The organism is Spirillospora sp. NPDC048911 (assembly GCF_043198015.1).
Lineage (GTDB): Bacteria > Actinomycetota > Actinomycetes > Streptosporangiales > Streptosporangiaceae > Spirillospora.
In genome coordinates this window covers 911,547-930,680 of the sequence record NZ_JBICUD010000003.1, presented here as the reverse complement: position 1 = coordinate 930,680, position 19,134 = coordinate 911,547, and the positions used below count along the sequence as shown (strand labels likewise).

Here is a 19,134-nt window from a genome sequence, read left to right as displayed (position 1 = left end):
TCGGCGTTCTACCAGCTCATGGCGGCTGATCGGGATAGTCCGGGTGTCGAGTTGTCGTTGCGGTATGTGGTGTTTGGTGGTGAGGCGCTGGAGCTGGGGCGTCTTGAGGACTGGTATTCGCGGCATGCGGATGATGCTCCGACGCTGGTGAACATGTACGGGATCACCGAGACGACCGTGCATGTCTCGTACGTCGCGCTTGACCGTGCGTATGCCGCGACCGCGCCTGGCAGCATCATTGGTGTCGGTATTCCGGACTTGCGCGTCTATGTGCTGGACGATCGTCTCCAGCCCGTGCCGCCCGGTGTCGTGGGTGAGCTGTACGTGGCGGGCGCGGGTCTGGCGCGCGGCTACCTCGACCGTCACGCTCTCACCGCCGAGCGCTTTGTCGCCGACCCCTATGGCAAGCCCGGTACGCGCATGTACCGGACCGGTGACCTCGGTCGCTGGCGTCGCGACGGCAACCTCGAATACCTCGGTCGTTCCGATCAGCAGGTGCAGTTGCGCGGGTTCCGCATCGAGCTCGGTGAGATCGAATCGGCCTTGGCGCGTCACGAGTCGGTGTCCGATGTGGCTGTGATCGTCCGTGACGACCGCCTGATCGCCTACGCGGTCGGCACCGGCATCGATCCGGCGGAACTGCGGCGCTTCGCGGGCCGCGACCTGCCTGACCACATGATCCCGGCGACGGTCGTGCGGCTCGACGCCCTGCCTCTGACCTCCAACGGCAAGCTGGACCGCAAGGCGCTGCCCGATCCGGACTTCTCCGCCAAGGTCTCCTCGCGCGCGCCCCGTACCGCTGACGAGGAGACCCTCGCCAACCTGTTCGCCGAGGTGCTGGGCCTGGAACGCGTCGGCATCGACGACGGTTTCTTCGACCTCGGCGGCGACTCCATCATCGCCATCCAGCTGGTCTCCCGCGTCCGCCAGTCCGGACTGGTCATCTCGCCACGCGATGTCTTCCAGCACCAGACCGTCGAGGAACTCGCCGCAACCGCCCGGCCGGTCGGGGACGAGGTCGAGGCCGAGCCGCCCGGCACGGGCACCGGACCGGTCCCGGCGACGCCGATCATGCACTGGTTCCGCGACCTGCGGGGCCCGGTCGGCGACTACAGCCAGCGCATGCTGCTCCAGGTCCCGCCCGGCCTGGGCACGGAACGGCTGACGACGGCTCTTCAGAGGGTCCTCGACCATCACGACGTGCTCCGCCTGCGCGCGAACGGCGACGAGTTCGAGATCACCGAGCCCGGCACGGTCGACGCCACGGCCCTGGTGCACCGCGTGGACGTCGAGGGCCTGACCGACGACGCCCTCCGCGACGTTCTCGCCGACGAGGCACGTGCCGCGAGAGCACGCCTCGACCCGGCCGCCGGGGTCATGGCGCAGCTCGTCTGGTTCGACGCGGGCCCCCGATCGGGCCGCCTCCTCCTGACCCTCCACCACCTGGTGGTCGACGGAGTCTCCTGGCGCATCCTCCTGCCCGACCTGGTCACGGCCTGGGCAGGGCAAGAGCTCCAGCCGGTCCCGACCTCGTTCCGCCGCTGGGCCCAGCGTCTGGTCGCCGAGGCGTCGGAACCCTCCCGGGCCGCCGAACTGCCCCTCTGGGCCGACATCCAGAGCACCCCGGACCCCGCGCTCGGCGTCCGCGCGCTCGATCCGGCCACCGACACGTTCGGCACCGCGCGCCATCTGACCGTCGACCTGCCCGCCGACGTCACCGGGCCGCTGCTCACCGACGTGCCCGCCGCGTTCCACGGCCGGGCCAACGACGTGCTGCTCACCGGCCTCGCGCTCGCCGTCGCCGAGTGGCGGCGCGGCGACGACCCGGCGGTGCTGATCGATCTGGAGGGCCACGGCCGCGAGGAGATCGTTCCGGGCGTGGACCTGTCGCGCACGGTCGGCTGGTTCACCTCGATCTTCCCGGTCCGCCTCGACGCGGGCCCGATCGACTGGGCCGACGTCGTCGAGGGCGGCCAGGCCGTCGGCACCGCGCTCAAGAAGGTCAAGGAGCAGCTCCGCGAGATCCCCGACAACGGCGTCGGCTACGGCCTGCTCCGCCACCTCAACCCCGCAACCCGCGAGCGCCTGGCGGGCGGCGCGCCGCAGATCGCCTTCAACTACCTGGGCCGGTCCGCCGTCCAGGAGGCCACCGACTGGGCCCCGGCGGCGCAGGCCGACACCGACGCCCTCGGCGGCGGCCAGAACGACGCCCTCGCCCTCGTCCACGCCATCGAGGTCAACGCCCACACGCGCGACCTTCCCGGCGGCCCCGAGCTGAGCGCCACGTGGACCTGGGCCGGATCCCTCTTCTCCGAAGAGGACGTCGCGTCCCTCGCGGACAAGTGGTTCACGGCCCTGCGCGGCCTCGTCGCCCATGTCGTCGAGGGCGGCGACGACGGCCCGGTCGGCGGCTTCACCCCCTCGGACCTCTCCCTGGTGGAGGTCAGCCAGGACGAGATCGACGACCTGGCCGCAGAGCTCGACGACGAATGGGACGACGAATGACGGCACCGGCACCGGCGCAGCAGCAGAAGCAGTCTCAGCTGGAGGACATCCTGCCGCTGTCGCCGCTGCAACAGGGGTTGTTCTTCCACGCCCTGCATGACAGCGGCCAGGACGTCTACACGGCGCAGGTCGTCTTCGATCTGGAGGGGCCGCTCGACGTGGCGGCGCTGAAGGCGGCGGCCGCGACGTTGCTGCGGCGGCACGCCAACCTGCGGGCCGGGTTCCGGCAGCGCAAGGAGGGCACGCCCGTCCAGATCGTGCAGCGGCAGGTCCGGCTGCCCTGGCAGGAGACCGACCTGAGCGGGTTGCCCGAGGCCGAACGCGAAGCGGCGGCCAAGGCGGTCGCGGACCGGGACCGGGCCGCGCCGTTCGACATGGCCAAGCCGCCGCTGCTGCGGTTCACGCTGGTGAAACTGGCGGAGGACCGGCACCGGATGGTGTTCACCAACCACCACATCCTGCTGGACGGCTGGTCCACGCCGGTGCTCCAAACAGAGCTGATCGCGCTGTACCTGGCCGGGGGCGACGACACGGGGATGCCGCGTGTCACCCCGTACAAGAACTACCTGGCCTGGCTCGCCAAGCAGGACCGTGGCGCGGCCGAGGAGGCGTGGCGCGCCACGCTGGCGGGGGTGGACGAGCCCACGCTGGTCGCCCCGGACGCGGGCGCGGCGGGCACGGGTACGGCGGGCGCCGCCGAGCCCGGACGGGTGCGGCTGCGCCTCGGCGAGCAGCTGACCGCCGACCTGAACGCGCGGGCGCGGGCTCAGGGCGTCACGCTCAACACGGTGTTGCAGCTCGCGTGGGGCATGCTCCTCGGACGGCTCACCGGCAAGACCGACGTCGTCTTCGGCGCGGCCGTCTCCGGACGCCCGGGGGATCTGCCGGGCGTCGAGCAGATGATCGGGCTCTTCATCAACACGCTCCCGATCCGCGTGCGCGTGCGTCCAGCGGACACGGTCGCGCAGGCGCTCACGCGATTGCAGGGCGAGCAGGCCGGGTTGATGGCCCACCATCATCTGGGCTTGGCGGACATCCAGCGGCTCACAACGGTCGGGACGCTGTTCGACACGATGACCGTCCTGGAGAACTACCCGTTCGACCCGGACGCGGCGGGCACCGACCTGGGCGGCCTGACGCTGAAGGACGTCGGCGGCTACGACGCCAGCCATTACCCGCTGGCGCTGGCCGCCGTGCCCGGCCGCGAGCTGTCGCTGCGCGTCGACTACCGGACCGACCTGTTCGAACCCGAGGACGCGGAACGGCTGGCGGGGCGGCTCGTCCGGATCTTCGAGGCCATCGCCCACCGGCCTGACGCCCCGCTGGCGTCCGTGGACGTTCTCACCGAGGACGAGACCGCCAACGTCCTGCGGGAGTGGCAGGGGCCCGCGGTGGAGCGGCGTCCCGGAACCATCACCGAGCGCTTCGCCGAGTGGGTCCGGGCGACCCCCGGCGCCGAGGCCGTCCGCTGGGCCGGGCAGTCGATCACGTTCGCCGAGCTGGACGCGCGGGCCAACCGGCTCGCGCATCGCCTGATCGGCCTCGGCGTGCGGCCGGAGACGCCGGTCGCCATGCTCCTCGAACGCTCCGCCGACTCGATCGTGGCGTCGCTGGCCGTGCTCAAGGCGGGCGGCGCGTACGCCCCGATCCACCACGGCTACCCGCCGGACCGCATGGCCTGGGCCGTCGCCGAGGTCGGCGCGCCGGTGCTCCTGGTCAACACCCCGATGAAGGGCCGGGCCGCCGAACTGGAGGGGTCGGCCACCGTGATCGTGGTGGACGACGACCCGGAGTTGACGGTCCAGCCGGGCACCGATCCAGGCATCGTCAACCGGCCCGACCAGCTCGCGTTCGTGCTGTTCACGTCCGGCTCCACCGGGCTGCCGAAGGGCGTGATGCTCCGGCACCGCGACGCCGTGGACCTCGTCGACGACGCCACCATGCGCAACGGCGGGCACGACCGGGTGCTGGTGCACTCGGCGCACGCGTTCGACGCCTCCACCTACGAGATGTGGATCGGGCCGCTGGCCGGTGGCTGCGCCGTCGTCGCGCCCCCCGGCCAGCTGGACGCGGCGGGACTCGAACGCGTCATCGCCGACGAGCGCGTCACCGGGATCTTCATCACGACGACGCTCTTCAACCTGGTCGCGGAGGAGCGGCCCACGGCGTTCGCCGGGCTCAAGGAGGTGCTCACCGGCGGGGAGGCGGGGTCCCCCGCGGCGATGCGCAAGGTCCTGGCGGCCTGCCCGGACACCGAGGTCGGCCATGTCTACGGGCCGACCGAGGCCACCACCTACACGACGCTCACCGGCATGCGCGCGCCGCTCGCGGCGGGCGACCGGTCCCCGACGCTGGGCCGCCCGATCGACAACATGCGGCTGTACGTGCTGGACGAGGGGCTGCGGCCCGTTCCGCCCGGCGTGACCGGTGAGGCCTACATCGCGGGCGCCGGGCTCGGCCGCGGCTACCTCGACCGGCCCGGCCTCACCGCCGAACGCTACGTCGCCGACCCGTTCGGCGAGCCGGGCGAACGGATGTACCGGACCGGCGACCTCGTCCGGTGGCGGGCCGACGGGCGGCTGGAGTACGTCGACCGGGCCGACTTCCAGGTGAAGATCCGCGGCTTCCGCGTCGAGCTCGGCGAGATCGAGTCGGCGCTCGCCGCCCACCCCGGCGTCTCCAACGTCGCCGTCATCGCCCGCGAGGACACGCCCGGGGTCAAGCGGCTCGCCGCGTACGTCATCCCCGCCTCCGGCGTCCCCGCCTCCGGCGTCCCCGCCGACACGAGCGGGTTCGGCGATCAGCTGCGGCGGTGGGCCGCCGCGCGGCTGCCCGAGTACATGGTCCCGGCGGCCTTCGTCGTCCTGGACACCTTCCCGACGAACCCCAACGGCAAGCTCGACCGGCGCGCGCTGCCCGCACCCGACTACGGGCGGGCGACCGCGGGACGCGACCCCGAGACGCCGGAGGAGGAGCTGCTCTGCACGCTGTTCGCGCAGGTCCTGGAGGTCGAGCGGGTCGGGGCCGACGTCAGCTTCTTCGACCTCGGCGGGGACAGCATCGCCGCGATCAAGCTGGTGACGCGGGCGCGGCAGGCCGGGCTGGAGCTCGCGCCGCGCGACGTCTTCACCTACCAGACCGTGGCGGCCCTCACCCGGCGCGGTGACGACGAGCAGCTCGGGTTCGAGGTGCTGCTGCCGATCCGCCCGGCGGGGTCGCGGCCGCCGGTGTTCTTCGTCCACCCGGCGGGCGGGCTGGCGTGGAGCTACCTGCAGTTCCAGCGGCACCTGCACCCGGACCAGCCGATCTACGGGCTGCAGGCGAGCGCGTTCACGCGCGACGAGCTGCCGGGATCGGTCGAGGAGATGGCGCGGGACTACCTGGCCGAGATCCGGGCCGTCCAGCCGGCCGGACCGTACCACCTGGCGGGCTGGTCGCTGGGCGGGCTCATCGCGTACGAGATGGCCTGCCTGCTCCAGGCCGGCGGCGAGGAGGTGGCGCTGCTCGGGCTCATCGACGCCTTCCACACCCAGGAGCTGGAGGCGGAGAAGCGCGAGATCCTGCCCGAGCTGCTGGAGTCCATCGGCATCGACGCCACGATGGTCGCCGCCGACGGCAACCCGGACCTGGAGCAGATCCTGGCGGTGCTGGCCGACCGCGAGGACGCGCTGTCGACGCTCGGCGAGGACGACCTGGTCAACGTCTACCGCAACTACGAGAACGGGGTGCACCGCGCCGAGCAGTACCGGCCCGGCCCGTTCCGCGGCGACATCGTCTTCTTCACCGCGCTCCAGGGCCGGACGGATGACATGCCGACCGGCCCGGCCAACTGGGGGCCGCTGGTCGACGGGCGGATCGAGGACCACCCCCTGGACGTCGACCACCATCTGCTGATGGAACCCGCGCCCGCCGCGGAGATCGGCGCCGTTCTCGCCGCCAGACTAGACGCCCTGCACTCACAAGCACTGTACGGATAGGAAGGACTCCCCATGACCAACCCCTTCGAGGACGCCGACGGCACCTACGTGGTGCTGACCAACGACGAGGGCCAGCACTCGCTCTGGCCGTCGTTCGCCGAGGTGCCCGCCGGCTGGACGGTCGCCAAGGCCGAGGACACCCGGCAGGCGTGCCTGGACTACGTCGAGGCCAACTGGACCGACATGCGCCCGAAGAGCCTCATCGAGGCGATGGGTGGCTGATCCGGGAGGACCGGCGGGACCGGCTCTGGAGACCGCCCTGGAGGTCCCCGGCGTCACCGAGTGGGAGATGGAGATGCGCGACGCCGCGGACCTGCGGCCCGCGCCTCCGCCCGGCGTCGAGATGGCCTTCACCCGGTCCAGGGTCCCCTCGCCCGATGTCAGCCGCGCCCTCTACGCCGCCGTCGGCGCCCGGGTGTGCTGGACCGACCGGTTCCCCTGGAGCCACGACGACTGGCAGGCGTGGGTGGACCGCCCCGAGCTGGCCACCTGGATCGCGATGGCGCAGGGCACGATCGCGGGGTTCTTCGAGATCGAGGCGCAGCCGGGCGGCGACACCGAGATCCACCTGGTCGGGCTGACGCCGGCGTTCGTCGGCCGGGGGTACGGGGGCCACCTCGTCGAGCAGTGCGTCCGCCGCGCGTGGCAGCGGGGCGAGTCCTGGGCCGAGCACACCGGGCCCGCCGCCCGCGTCTGGCTGCGGACCAGCACGCTCGACCATCCCAACGCGATGGGCAACTACCGGAACCGCGGCTTCAAGGTCGCCGCCGAGACCGTCCGGCCGAAACTCGTGCCCGATCCGCGCCTCGCGCCCTGGCCGCTGCCCGGCGATCCCCGGCTGGAACCCCGTACCGTAGGGTCCGACGGGGAGGAGCTGATCTCGTGACCTGGTTCCGTTGCGCCGAGACGCGGCCGTGGGCGTCGATGCGGCTGTTCTGCCTGCCGCACGCGGGCGGCTCGGCGGGCTTCTACCGGTCCTGGGCCAAGGAGATCAGCCCGGCCGTCGAGGTGCACGCCGTGCAGTACCCCGGCCGCGCCGACCGGCTGGGCGACGCGTTCGTCACCGACGCCCGCCGGCTGGCCCGGCTCATCGCGGGCGCCATGGCGCCGCTGCTCGACCGCCCGGCCGCGCTCTTCGGCCACAGCATGGGCGCCGTGCTGGCGTACGAGGTGACGCGCCTGCTGCAGGAGCGCGGCGCCGCGCCCGTGCACCTGTTCGCCTCCGGCACGCGCCCGCCGCACGACCGCGGTGAGGACCGGGTCGCCGGCAAGGACGACGACGCCGTGGTCGCCGAGATGATCAAACTGGGCGGCACCGACGCGGAGGCGCTGCGCGATCCCGAGCTCCGCGCGCTCGTCCTGCCCTACGTCCGCAACGACTTCCGGCTCATCGAGGAGTACGAGCACCGGCCGGACCCGCGTCTCACCGTCCCGGTGACCGCCGTCATCGGCGACGCCGACTTCCACGTCACGCAGGGGCAGGCGGCCGGATGGGCCGAGGTCACCGACGGCCGCTTCGCGCTGCGGGTGCTCGACGGCGACCACTTCTACCTCGTGCCGCGCCAGTCCGAGGTGCTGACCGAGGTCATGCGCACGCTGGAGGTCCCCGCCGGGCCGTGACACCCCGGCACGCCCGTCGTACAGTCGAAGCGGCGGGGGACCGGCTGAAAGAGCTGCGGACATCCCGCCCCCGGAGGCCCCGCCTGGGAGTGGCCATGGGCGTCGAGATCCGGGTGGAAGGGCTCAAGAAGTCGTTCGGGCGGCAGGTCATCTGGGAGGACGTGAGCCTCACGATCCCCGCCGGCGAGATCTCCGCGCTGCTGGGGCCGTCCGGCACCGGCAAGTCGGTCTTCCTCAAGAACCTGGTGGGCCTGCTGCGCCCCGACCGCGGCCACGTCTTCGTCGGCGGCGGCGACGTGCCGCGCCTGCGGGAGAACGAGCTGTACGACATGCGCCGCAAGTTCGGCGTGCTCTTCCAGGACGGCGCCCTCTTCGGCTCCATGAACATCTACGACAACATCGCGTTCCCGCTGCGCGAGCACACCCGCAAGAGCGAGTCCGAGGTCCGCCGGATCGTGCTGGAGAAGATGGAGATGGTGGGGCTCACGGGCGCCGAGGCCAAGCTGCCCGGCGAGATCTCCGGCGGAATGAAGAAGCGGGCGGGGCTGGCGCGGGCGCTGGTGCTGGACCCCGAGATCATCCTGGCGGACGAGCCCGACTCGGGGCTCGACCCGGTGCGCACCGCCTACCTCAACCAGCTGTTCGTGGACCTCAACACCGAGATGGGCGCGACGTTCCTCATCGTCACGCACGACATCGGCACCGCGCGGGTGCTGCCCGACAACCTGGGGCTGCTCTTCCGGCGCGGGCTGGTGATGTTCGGGCCGCGCGAGATGATCCTGTCCAGCACGCACCCGGCGGTGAACCAGTTCTTCAACGCGCGGCGCCAGGGCCCGATCGGCATGGCCGAGGAGAAGGACCAGGCCGAGGTGGCGAGCGAGGGTGAGATCCCGCGGGCCATGCCCGCGCCGATCCCGCCGCAGCTCATGCCCAGCGACGGGCGGCTGCGCCCGTCGATGCGGCGGCCGGGGGAGTGGCTGCGCCAGCACCAGACCAAGCCGCCGCCGGGCTCGTTCGTCGACGACCACGGACGCAACTGGCTGACCGAATGGGACGCTCTGGTGCACGAGCGGCAGCGTCCGCAGTGACCCGGGTCAGATTCCCGTAACCCGCGTCCGGCAGCATGGGGACGTGCCCGAAGCCGATCACGTCCCCTCGCCCGGACTGCTGACGATCGCCCGCGAATGGGGCCGGATCGGCTGCGTCGGGTTCGGCGGTCCGCCCGCGCACATCGCGCTGCTGCGGCGGTTGTGCGTCAAGGAGCGGGGCTGGCTGAGCGCCGCGGAGTTCGAGGACGGCATCGCGGCGACCAACCTGCTGCCCGGGCCCGCCTCGACGCAGCTCGCCGTCTTCTGCGCGTGGCGGCTGCACGGCCCGCTGGGCGCGATCGTGGGCGGGCTGTGCTTCATCGTGCCGGGCCTGCTGCTGATCCTGGTGCTGGCGGCGCTGTTCCTGGCGGGTGACGCGCCCCTGTGGGTACGCGGCGCGGCGGCGGGCGCGGGCTCGGCCGTGGCGGCGGTCGCGGTGCACGCGGCCGCCGATCTCGTCCCGGCCAGCCGGGGCCGGGCTCGCAAGCGCGCCCGCTGGTACGCGTACCTGCTGCTCGGCGGGGTGGCCACCGTGCTCATCGGGCCCTACCTCGTGCTCGTGCTGCTCGCCTGCGGGATCGTCGAGGTCGCGGTGCGGCGGCGGCCGGCGGCCGCGAGCCGGGCGGTGCCGGTCCTGCTGGCCGCGCCGGTGGCGGCGGCGGGCGGGCTGGGCGCGCTGGCCTGGGTGGCGCTGAAGGTCGGCGCGCTGTCGTACGGGGGCGGCTTCGTCATCATCCCGCTCATGCAGTCCGAGGCCGTCGATCATTACCACTGGATGACGTCCGCCGAGTTCACCACCGCCGTCGCCCTCGGCCAGATCACGCCGGGCCCGGTGGTGCAGACGGTCGCGGTGGTCGGCTACGCGGCGGCGGGGGCCGGGGGCGGGCTGCTCGCCGCGGCGGTCGCGTTCGCCCCCTCGTTCGTGTTCGTGCTCTTCGGCGGCCCGCGCTTCGACCGGCTGCGGCGGAGCGCGACCGTCCAGGCCTTCCTCGACGGCGCCGGCCCGGCGGTGATCGGCGCGATCGGCGGCTCCGCGCTGACGCTGGCCCTGGCGCTCGATCACCCGTGGCAGTTCGGCGTCCTGGCGGCGGCCGCGGTGTGGCTGGTCCTGCTCCGGCGCGGTGTGGTCGGCACACTCCTTGGAGCCGGGGTTCTCGGAGCGGCCGCGAGCATCATGGGACTGCCCGTCGCGTGACGACGGCGGGGACGCGAGAATGTACCGGTGACGCTCCTGTTGAACCGCTCCGACCTGGAGTCCCTGCTCGATCCGGCCGGCTGCCTGGCCGCGCTCCGGCAGGGCTTCGCGGCCGGGCCCGGTGACGTGACCGCGCGGCGGGTGGTGACCTCGCTGCCCGGTCCGGGCAGCGCCACCGCCCTGATCCCCGGCCTGATCGAGGGCGTCCCCGCGTACACGGTCAAGGTCAACGCAAAGTTCCCCGGCACCCGGCCCGCTCTGCGCGGGGTGGTGTGCCTGCACGACCTCCACACCGGCGAACTGCTCGCCCTGCTCGACTCGGCCACCGTGACCGCCTGGCGCACCGGCCTGGCCGCCGCGCTGGGCACCCACGCGCTGGCCCGCCGGGACGCCGGCACGGTCGCCGTCATCGGCGCGGGCGCGCAGGCCGACCTGGTCCTCACGGGGCTGGCGGCGCTCCGCCAGGTACGTGAACTCGTCGTGTGCGACCTGGACACCGCGCGCGCCGCCGGGTTCGCCGAGCGGCACGGCCTGCGGCTCGGCGTCCCGGCCACGACCGCAGCGGACGCGCGTGCCGCGGCACAGGGCGCGGGGATCGTCGTCGTGGCGACGTGGGCGCGGCGGCCCCTGCTGAACGCGGGTGACGTGGCCGCGGGCACCCATGTGACCTCGCTCGGCGCCGACGAGCCCGGCAAGACCGAGCTGGGCGCGGACCTGCTGGAGGGTGCCCGCGTGGTGGTCGACGACGTCGCGCTCGCGGTCGAGATGGGCGTGCTCGCGGGCGCCGGGCTGGACGTCGAGCACGCCGCGGGAACGCTTCGCGACCTGCTGAGCGGCCAGGTGCCGGGACGCGTGAAGGACAGCGAGATCACCGTCTACGCCCCGGTCGGCCTGCCCTGGCAGGACCTGGCCGTCGCCTGGGCGGTCTACGGCGCCGCCCGGTCCGCCGGCACCGGCGCGGGGACGTCCTTCGACTTCCTCGGCTGACCTCACTCTGCGTGAGGAGATATTTCCATCAATTCGGCTTGGAAGAATTTACCCTCGATGTTGACTCGGCGAAAGGTTCTTACTTCACTCTGAAGTGGCGTCCTGGTGTCTCCCCGCCTCCAAAGGTGACCATATGTCTCAGCCGTTCCCGTCGCGTTCCCGTCGCGCCCCCGATCGCCGAGCCCCCGTTCCGCCGGTTCGCCGGGTGATCCCGGCGCGCCGGGCGGCGACGGGCGGGCGCGGCCGATGATCCGGATGGTGATCGGCGACGCGGCGCCGCTCTTCCGGTGCGGGCTCGTCGCCCTCCTGAGTGGAATGTCGGACTTCGAGGTCGTCGCCGCCACGTCCTCCGCCAAGGAGGTCGTGCAGGCGGGGCTGGAGCTCCGTCCCGACGTGGCGCTGCTGGACGTCGACCTGCCGGACGCCGACGGCTTCGCCGCGTCGGGCGCGCTGCACGACGAGGTGCCCGAGTGCACGTCGGTGCTCATGGCGTCGCGGTGCCGGCCCGGTGACGTGCGCCGGGCGGCCGACGCCCACGCGCTCGGGCTGGTGCTCAAGGACACCTCGCCCGACGGCCTGGTCGCGGCCATCCGCAAGGTCGCCCGCGGCCAGCGGGTCGTCGATCCGGATCTGGCCTTCACCGAGCTCAGCGCCGCGGAGAACCCGCTGACCGAGCGGGAGCGCCAGGTGCTCGTGCTGGCCTCCCAGGGCGAGTCGACCGATCAGATCGCCGACACGCTGCTGCTGGCCATCGGCACCGTCCGCAACCATCTGGCGCACATCAACGGCAAGCTCGGCGCGCGCAACCGGGTGCACGCGATCCGGATAGCCGAGGAGGCCGGCTGGCTGTGAGCCGGCCCGGGGCGCGCTGCCGCTGCGGCGGCCGGCTCGGTCTCCGGCTCGCCCGCCGCTCACGTTACGTGGCAATGGCCGTTCCTTATACAAAAGGCTGGCCTGCCCGGTCGAGTGACGCCTGAAGATTGGTCGAGTAGGGATGGTGCGCAGTACTACCGGCCAATTTTTGCCGGCGCCGGCGGCTTTGATGGCGAGGGTGGTCTGGCCGATATCGGCCGGACCCTCTTTACCTTTGCTTTGCCTCCGCCCACCGGCACCGCCGATGATTCGTGCGTCGGCCCGCATTCGACGTGTCATTTGACGGGATCGCTCGTGGGTTCACCCGCTCAATGGCGACCCGGGACGAAACGTTGGGTGAAATGACCGATTTGACGCACTGACAGAGTTTCGTCACCCTAAGTGGTGGCCCCTTCAACTCAGCCCGGTTAAGGCGGCGCCATGAAGCGCATAGTCATGCATGATGCCGACCCTCTATGGCGGGTAACTGTTGCCAGCGCTACCTGATCATAGGGAAGAAAGTTGATTCGAGTATTGATAGCGGAGGACGTGCATCTTTTTCGAAGCGGGCTGGTCGCGCTTCTGGACGGGGAGCCGGACATCTCCGTGGCCGGGACGGTGGAACGCGGCGCGAAGCTGGTGCCGGCCGCCCGCGGCGGCGACCCCCAGGTGGCCCTCATCGACATCGACCTGACCGACATGGACGGCTTCACCGCGGCCGGGCTGCTCCAGGAGCAGTTCCCGGACTGCGGCGTCATCATCATGGCGGGCCAGTGCAGGAAGGGTGATCTGCGCCGGGCGGTCGCCGCCGGCGCGGCCGGGTTCCTGCTCAAGGACGCCTCGCCCGCGGACCTGGTCGACGCCATCCGCCGGGTCGCCCGCGGGGAGCGCGTCATCGACGCCGACGTGGCCTTCGCCGAGCTCGGCGGCCGCCGGGCCGACAGCCCGCTGACCCCCCGGGAGGTCGAGGTCCTCAAGGCGGCCGCGGAGGGCTGCACGGTCGGCGAGATCGCGCAGCGGCTCTACCTGGCCAGCGGGACGGTGAGCAACTACCTGTCGCGCATCCTCACCAAGATCGACGCACGGACCCGCGTCGAGGCCGTGGCCATCGCCAAGGAGCGCGGCTGGCTCTGGCCCGACCAAGGCTAGGACGCCCCGGGCTGTCGGGTGGCGGGGGTCGTCAGGCGGCGGGGCCCGCCGGCAGGCCGGTGTGGGCGGCGGCGAAGGCGAGCATGTCGGCGGCGAGCTCCAGGGACCGGCTGGCCGCGCGAGCGCCGTGACCGACACCGGCTTCGCGGCGGAAGAGAACGGGACGCGCGCCCGCGGTGGCCCACTGGAGGCGCGCGCACATCTTGCGGGCGTGCAGGGGGTCCACCCGGGTGTCGCCGTCGAAGACGGTGAAGAGGACGGCCGGATAGCCGACCCCCTCCCGCACGCGGTGATAGGGGGAGTAGGCGTACAGCCACCCGAACTCGTCGGGCTTCGACGCGGAGCCGTACTCGCCGCGCCAGGCGGCGCCCAAGCCGGAACGTTCGTACCGGACCATGTCGAGCAGCGGCGCCACGCAGACCGCCGCCGCGAACAGGTCGGGCCGCTGCGTGAGCGCCGCGCCGACCAGCAGGCCGCCGTTGGACTCGCCCCAGATGGCCAGCCGGTCCGAGGTGGTGAGCCCCTCGGCGACGAGGTGCTCGGCCGCGGCGATGAAGTCGTCGAAGACGCGCTGCTTGCGGTCGAGAACTCCGGCGCGGTGCGACGACAGCCCCTGCTCGCCGCCGCCCCGCAACTGGGCGATGGCGAGCCGGCCCCCGCCGTCGACCCAGGCCATGGCGTCGGCCGCGTAGGACGGCGTGAGCGGGACGCCGAAGCCGCCGTAGCCGTACAGGATGGTCGGAAGCGGGCCCGCCGCGCCGGCCGGCCCGATCACGGTGACGCGCACCGGCGAGCCGTCCGCGGAGAGGCATTCGAGGGTGCGGGACTCCACGTCCGGTGTGTCGACCTTGCCGGGGGACCGCTCCCAGAGCCTCGTCTCTCCCGTCCGTGCGTCGTGGCACCAGACCGCTTCGGGGGTGACGGTGTCGGTGTAGGTGAACCAGACCGCGTGGCCGCCTTCGGGACGTGCGGCCAGCGGGCCGATCGAGCCCGCGCCCGGCATCGGGACGTCGGCGAGCCGCTCGCCGGTGGCCAGGTCGTGCAGGGTCAGCTCACTGATCGAACGGCGGATCCAGGCGACGGCCAGGACCGGCCGGTCGAGGCCGTCCAGGACCGCGAAGTCCGAGAGCACCGCCTCGGGGTCCTCCCCGACGAGCTCGCGCTGCACGGTGGGCTTGGCCGGGTCGGCGACGCTCATCCGGACGCGGGGCGCCCGGTGATCGGTCACCACGTACATCCGCTCGCCACGGACGGCCAGCACGCTCCTGGCGTCGACGTCCTGCTGCACGGGCACGAAGTCCGGTCTCTCGGGACGTGAGAGGGAGAGATCGGCCAGCCACAGGTCGTTGCGGGGACTGGTGCCGGGGACGGCCGAGATCGCGAGCCAGCGCCCGTCGTGGCTCATGCCGAGACCGTACGAGACCGGGCCCTCCGCCCCGGCGCCGAAGACGACCGGTTCGAGGCTCGCCGGGGAGCCGAGCCGGTGGAGGCGGACCTGCCTGGACGTTCCGGTGGTCCGCACGTAGTAGAAGCCCTGCCCGCCGGCGAGCCAGGCCACCGGCGAATAGCGGCAGTCGGCGATCGGCCCGTCGATGACCCGGCCGGTCTCGACGTCCATGACGTACAGCGCGGCGCGTTCGGTGCCGCCGGTGGACACCTGGTAGGCCAGCAGGCGGCCGTCGTGGCACGGCTGCCAGGCGTCCAGCGTCGTCAGGCCGGTCGGGTCGAGCGCCGTGGGGTCGACGAGCACCCGGGAAGGCCGGTCACCGGGCGCGTCGTCGTCCGGCGGGCCGGGTGTGTCACCGTCCGGCGGGCCGGCCTCGGCGACGTGCAGCACGGCGTGTTCCTCGCCCGGTTCCCGGCGCAGGAAGAACCGCCGGTCGCCCCGCCACATCGGCGCTGTGATCATGCCGGTTCCGGCGAGCGCGGCGCCGCGGGTACGGAACCGCTCCCTGGCGGTCAGCGTGCCGGCGGCCGCCTGCCAGAGTTCGTCTTGCGCGGCCAGCCACTCGCGCGTCTGCGGGTCGTCCGGGTTTTCCAGCCACCGGTACGGGTCCGGCACCTGGTGACCGTGCAGGTCATCGACGATGGGCCGGCGCTGCGCGGGCGGATACTTCATCGCACGGACTCCCGTTCGTGATCGAGATCGGTGGCGGCGCGCCAGTGCCCGACCAGCTCGGCATAGCCGGGGGCGGCACGGATCAGCTCGGCGTGGGTGCCGTCCCAGACCCGGGTGCCGTCCATGAGCAGCACGCGCTCGGCACGGCGGGCGGAGCTGATCCGGTGGGCGACCACGATGAGCGTGGCGCCCCGTCCGGTGAAGGCGGCCTCGGCCAGCGCCTCCGCCGCCGGGTCGAGATGGCAGGTGGCCTCGTCCAGGATGGTGAGCCTGGCGGGGGACAGGTAGGCCCTGGCCAGCGCGATCAGCTGGCGCTCTCCGGCCGAGAGCGTGCCGGGCTCGATCCCGGCACGGTGGCCGCCGAGCCGGTCGGCCAGCGCGGTCATGCCCACGGCCTCGACGGCCTTGTCCACCGCGCGCGCCGAGGAGCCCGGCGCCAGGTAGGTCAGGTTGTCCCACAGCGACCCGCGGAACACGTACGCCTCCTGCGGGATCAGCACCCGGGCCGCGGGTTCGAGCCGCTCCGCGGGCACGCCGCCGACCAGCACGCGGCCCGCGTCCGGGACGGCGATCCCGGTGATCAGCGCCGCCAGCGTGGACTTGCCGATCCCGCTGGGCCCGAGCACGGCCAGGTGCTCTCCCTCGGCCACGCGCAGGTCGAGGCCGGCGATGACGGGATCGGCGTGCGGCCCGTACCCGAACGTCACGTCGCTCAGCATGACGTCGGCCCCGGCGGCGGGCACCGTCCGGGAACGGAGGGCCGGTGTCCGCGCCTGCTCCAGGATCCTGTTCAGCGACACGAGCAGCCGGACGCCGCTGACCCCCAGGCCTTCGACCAGCCCGCCGAAGGCGGGGGTCAGCGACTGGGTGACGTAGGCGAGCGCGCCCACGATCACTCCGGCGTCGGCGCCCTGGCGGAGCAGCCAGGGCGTTCCCGCCAGCAGCGCGAGCACGGGCAGCCATCCGCCCAGCGACAGTGACAGCGTGCGCATCGCGGTCACGCGCGCCAGCGCCCGTCCCGCCGCCGCCTGTTCCGCGACCCGGTCCCCGGCCGTGGCGGCCACCCGGTCCTCGGCGCCGCAGGCCGTGATGTCGCGCAGCCCGCCGGCCACCGTGGCGAAGACCTCGACGTTGCGTTCGTCGGTCAGCAGGAAGTGCCGTTGCCGGCGGGCCAGCGCGGGCAGCGACAGCAGGAACAGCGCGACTCCGGCGCAGAACGGCGGCAGCACCAGCCAGAGCACCTCGGGGACGAGGGTCAGCATCCCGAGCGTCACGCTCGCGACCGTGAAGGCGAACGACCGCACGACCGAGATGACCGCGGCGAACGAGTCCCTGGCCAGTTCCACCTGCAGGGTGGACCGCGCGACCGAGGAGGTCTGCGGCTGTTCGAACGGCGACTCGGTGCGGCGCAGCGTCGCGTGCACGATCCGGCTCAGCAGCCGGTCGCGGAACGGCTCGACGACCCCGGCCACGGCCAGCATCACCTGGCGGGCGCCGAACGCGGCCACCAGCCAGGCCGCGCCGAGCACGCCCAGCCACGCCATCCCGGTCCACGGCCGGGACGCCGCGAACCCGTCGTTGATCGCCCGCGCGATCGCGTGGCCGATGGCGAACGCGGGCGCCGACTCCAGCACGGACCAGAAGGCGATGCGGACGAGCTGGCCGGGCTCCCGGCGGAGCGCGTCCCAGAGAAACCTGCCGGCGGTCATCCGTCCCCCGAACCGTCCTGGAACACCGCGCGGTATTCCGGATCCGCCCACAGCACGCCGTGCGGCTCGTACGCGCGGACGCGGCCGTCCTCCAGCCAGATCACCCGGTCCGCGCGGGCGGCGGTGCCGGCCCGGTGGGCCACGATGAGCCGGGTGCGGCCGCGCATCCGGCTGATCAGGGCCTCGCCGACCTGGTATTCGGTGACCGTGTCGAGGCTGGAGGTGGCGTCGTCCAGGATGAGCAGGCGACGGCCCTGCGCGAAGGCGCGGGCCAGGCCGATCCGCTGCTTCTCGCCGCCGGACATGGGCGCGTCCTGGAGCGGCGTCGCGTACCCGTCGGGCAGTTGCCGGATGAACGTGTCGGCGCGGGCGGACGTGGCCGCGGCGTGCACGGCCTCGTGATCGTGCTCGGGCAGCCCCAACGCCAGGGCGTCTTCGAGGGTCGACTCGTCCAGGGGAGCGCCCACCAGCGTCGGCCGTTCGAACGCGAACCCGATCGCCCGGCGCAGCTCGTCCCGGGGCAGCTCGCGCAGCGGTACGCCGTCCAGCAGCACCGTGCCGCGTTCGGGATCCACCAGCCGTCCGGCCAGCGCGGCCAGCAGCGACTTGCCCGTGCCGGACCGGCCGACCACGGCGGTCGCGCCGCCGCCCGGGAGCACGAGGTCGAGATCGAGGGCGGCATCGCCGAGGGCGACGCCGCGGAACTCCAGGGTGCCCGGACCGGCGGGCAGCGTCCGTTCGCCATGCGTCACGGGTGGGCCGGCAAGTATCTCGGCGACGCGGCCCGCCGCGGCGCGCGCCCTGGCCAGCCGCCCGACGTGGCCCAAGGCCGCGCTGAAGCCCGCGCCCAGCACCACGTACCTCGCGGCCGCGTACAACTCGCCGACGGTGAGATCACCGGAAGCCAGCCGCAATCCCCCGACGGCCAGTACCGCCACCTCCAGCAGCGGTATCGCCAGGCCCGCCTGGACGCCCGCGCGCGCGTTCGCCCGCCACAGGCCCATCCCGTGCTCGCGCAGAGTGGGCAGCGGTGCCAGCACCCGCCGCGTCTCCGCCGTCGTGGTCCCGGCCGCGGCGATCGTGCGCGCCCCGCCGAGCGCGTCGAGGAGCCGGGACGCGATGTCGCCCTGCACCTTCTGGTAGCCGCCCGCCAGCGTGGTGGTGTCCCGCAGGAACGCGCGCAGCACCAGGCTGATCAGCACCAGCCCGGCGAGCAGGGTGAACGGGAGCCACGGGTCGATCAGGGCGAGCGCGACCAGGCTGCCCGCCGTCGGCAGCAGCAGCGCGGCCGTGGTGATCAGGGACTCCGGGGCGCGGCCCGCCTCCTCGGTGTTCATGCCGAGCCGGGTCACCAGATCGCCCTCGGGCAGGCGGCGCGTCATCGCCGGGCCGGTGCCCAGCACGTGCGACAGGACCGACCGGCGCAGCCGCGCGGTCGCCTGGGCGCTGGTGGCGCCGGTCGCCCAGATTCCGAGGCTCTCGCAGATCACGATGCCGGCGATGACCGCCGTGCACGCGATCAGCCAGCCGTTCCGCTGGGCCCCGCCGGTGACGAGGGTGTCGACCGTGCGGCCCATGACGTAGGGGAGGAGCAGTTGCAGGAGGGCACCGCCGATCGCCGTCGTCGCGAGCACGCCCAGCCAGGCGCCGCCGCCGCGGAACGTCCTGGCCACCATCCGGTCTGCCGCCCGCACGATCCTCCTTCGAAGACTCTCCTCGGAGAAACTCCTTCGGCAGACGACGGTCCCTGGGCGGCCGGTCGAGCTCGGCCGCCCAGGGTTTCGCCGCCCTTAATCCACTCAGTGGCAGAGAGCCGCGCTCAGGTTGCTCGGGTGCCCGGAGTGGCACGTGAGAAGCGTCAGCGTGCTGCCACCGCTCGCCACGTCGGATGCCGTGGGTGCCTGAAGACCCTGCAGGTCGAGAAGCGCCATGT

At 73.0% G+C, this 19,134-nt stretch carries 14 protein-coding genes; 10 read left to right on the top strand and 4 right to left on the bottom strand.

The features are described 5' to 3' along the window. Positions 1-18: 18 nt before the first annotated feature. From ACGFNU_RS18170 to ACGFNU_RS18125, 10 genes are all read left to right on the top strand, one after another. Entirely contained in the window at positions 19-2,505 is a 2,487-nt protein-coding gene (locus ACGFNU_RS18170; protein WP_392594929.1) for a condensation domain-containing protein, read from the top strand. Next, complete coding sequence (locus tag ACGFNU_RS18165; protein ID WP_392594896.1) at positions 2,502-6,482, top strand: amino acid adenylation domain-containing protein; 3,981 nt, start codon at positions 2,502-2,504, stop codon at positions 6,480-6,482. Before ACGFNU_RS18170 ends, ACGFNU_RS18165 begins: the two co-directional genes overlap by 4 nt. A gap of 12 nt (positions 6,483-6,494) precedes the next feature. Then, on the top strand, positions 6,495-6,704 hold the full coding sequence (locus tag ACGFNU_RS18160) for an MbtH family protein (protein WP_392594895.1): 210 nt from the start codon (positions 6,495-6,497) through the stop codon (positions 6,702-6,704). Further along, positions 6,697-7,368, top strand: coding sequence for a GNAT family N-acetyltransferase (locus tag ACGFNU_RS18155; protein WP_392594893.1), 672 nt, complete (start codon positions 6,697-6,699; stop codon positions 7,366-7,368). Before ACGFNU_RS18160 ends, ACGFNU_RS18155 begins: the two co-directional genes overlap by 8 nt. Next, positions 7,365-8,102: a thioesterase II family protein gene (locus ACGFNU_RS18150; RefSeq protein ID WP_392594891.1), complete on the top strand. Its 738-nt coding sequence runs from the start codon at positions 7,365-7,367 to the stop codon at positions 8,100-8,102. The genes ACGFNU_RS18155 and ACGFNU_RS18150 overlap by 4 nt, the downstream gene beginning before the upstream one ends. A 95-nt stretch (positions 8,103-8,197) precedes the next feature. After that, the gene (locus tag ACGFNU_RS18145; RefSeq protein WP_392594889.1) at positions 8,198-9,190 is read left to right on the top strand and encodes an ABC transporter ATP-binding protein; all 993 of its coding nucleotides are present in this window, start codon (positions 8,198-8,200) and stop codon (positions 9,188-9,190) included. Between the two features lie 43 nt (positions 9,191-9,233). After that, positions 9,234-10,385 carry a chromate efflux transporter gene (chrA, locus tag ACGFNU_RS18140; RefSeq protein WP_392594887.1) on the top strand — a complete coding sequence of 384 codons (1,152 nt, stop codon included), beginning with the start codon at positions 9,234-9,236 and terminating at the stop codon, positions 10,383-10,385. A 27-nt stretch (positions 10,386-10,412) separates the two neighbouring features. After that, complete coding sequence (locus tag ACGFNU_RS18135) at positions 10,413-11,372, top strand: ornithine cyclodeaminase family protein (RefSeq protein WP_392594885.1); 960 nt, start codon at positions 10,413-10,415, stop codon at positions 11,370-11,372. Positions 11,373-11,618: 246 nt separating this feature from the next. Beyond that, the gene (locus tag ACGFNU_RS18130) at positions 11,619-12,224 is read left to right on the top strand and encodes a LuxR C-terminal-related transcriptional regulator (RefSeq protein ID WP_392594883.1); all 606 of its coding nucleotides are present in this window, start codon (positions 11,619-11,621) and stop codon (positions 12,222-12,224) included. A 522-nt stretch (positions 12,225-12,746) separates the two neighbouring features. Continuing rightward, positions 12,747-13,373, top strand: coding sequence for a response regulator (locus ACGFNU_RS18125; RefSeq protein WP_392594882.1), 627 nt, complete (start codon positions 12,747-12,749; stop codon positions 13,371-13,373). Positions 13,374-13,404: 31 nt separating this feature from the next. Here the strand turns inward: ACGFNU_RS18125 and ACGFNU_RS18120 are convergent, their stop codons facing one another. From ACGFNU_RS18120 to ACGFNU_RS18105, 4 genes are all read right to left on the bottom strand, one after another. Next, positions 13,405-15,492 (bottom strand): prolyl oligopeptidase family protein, encoded by a 2,088-nt coding sequence (locus tag ACGFNU_RS18120; protein WP_392594880.1) that lies wholly within the window; start codon positions 15,490-15,492, stop codon positions 13,405-13,407. Beyond that, a complete protein-coding gene (locus tag ACGFNU_RS18115) occupies positions 15,489-17,201 on the bottom strand; it encodes an ATP-binding cassette domain-containing protein (protein ID WP_392594878.1) in 1,713 nt (570 codons plus the stop codon). Before ACGFNU_RS18115 ends, ACGFNU_RS18120 begins: the two co-directional genes overlap by 4 nt. Then, positions 17,198-18,895, bottom strand: coding sequence for an ABC transporter ATP-binding protein (locus ACGFNU_RS18110; RefSeq protein WP_392594876.1), 1,698 nt, complete (start codon positions 18,893-18,895; stop codon positions 17,198-17,200). Before ACGFNU_RS18110 ends, ACGFNU_RS18115 begins: the two co-directional genes overlap by 4 nt. Positions 18,896-19,000: 105 nt before the next feature. Next, the gene (locus ACGFNU_RS18105; protein WP_392594874.1) at positions 19,001-19,132 is read right to left on the bottom strand and encodes a SapB/AmfS family lanthipeptide; all 132 of its coding nucleotides are present in this window, start codon (positions 19,130-19,132) and stop codon (positions 19,001-19,003) included. Positions 19,133-19,134 lie beyond the last annotated feature (2 nt).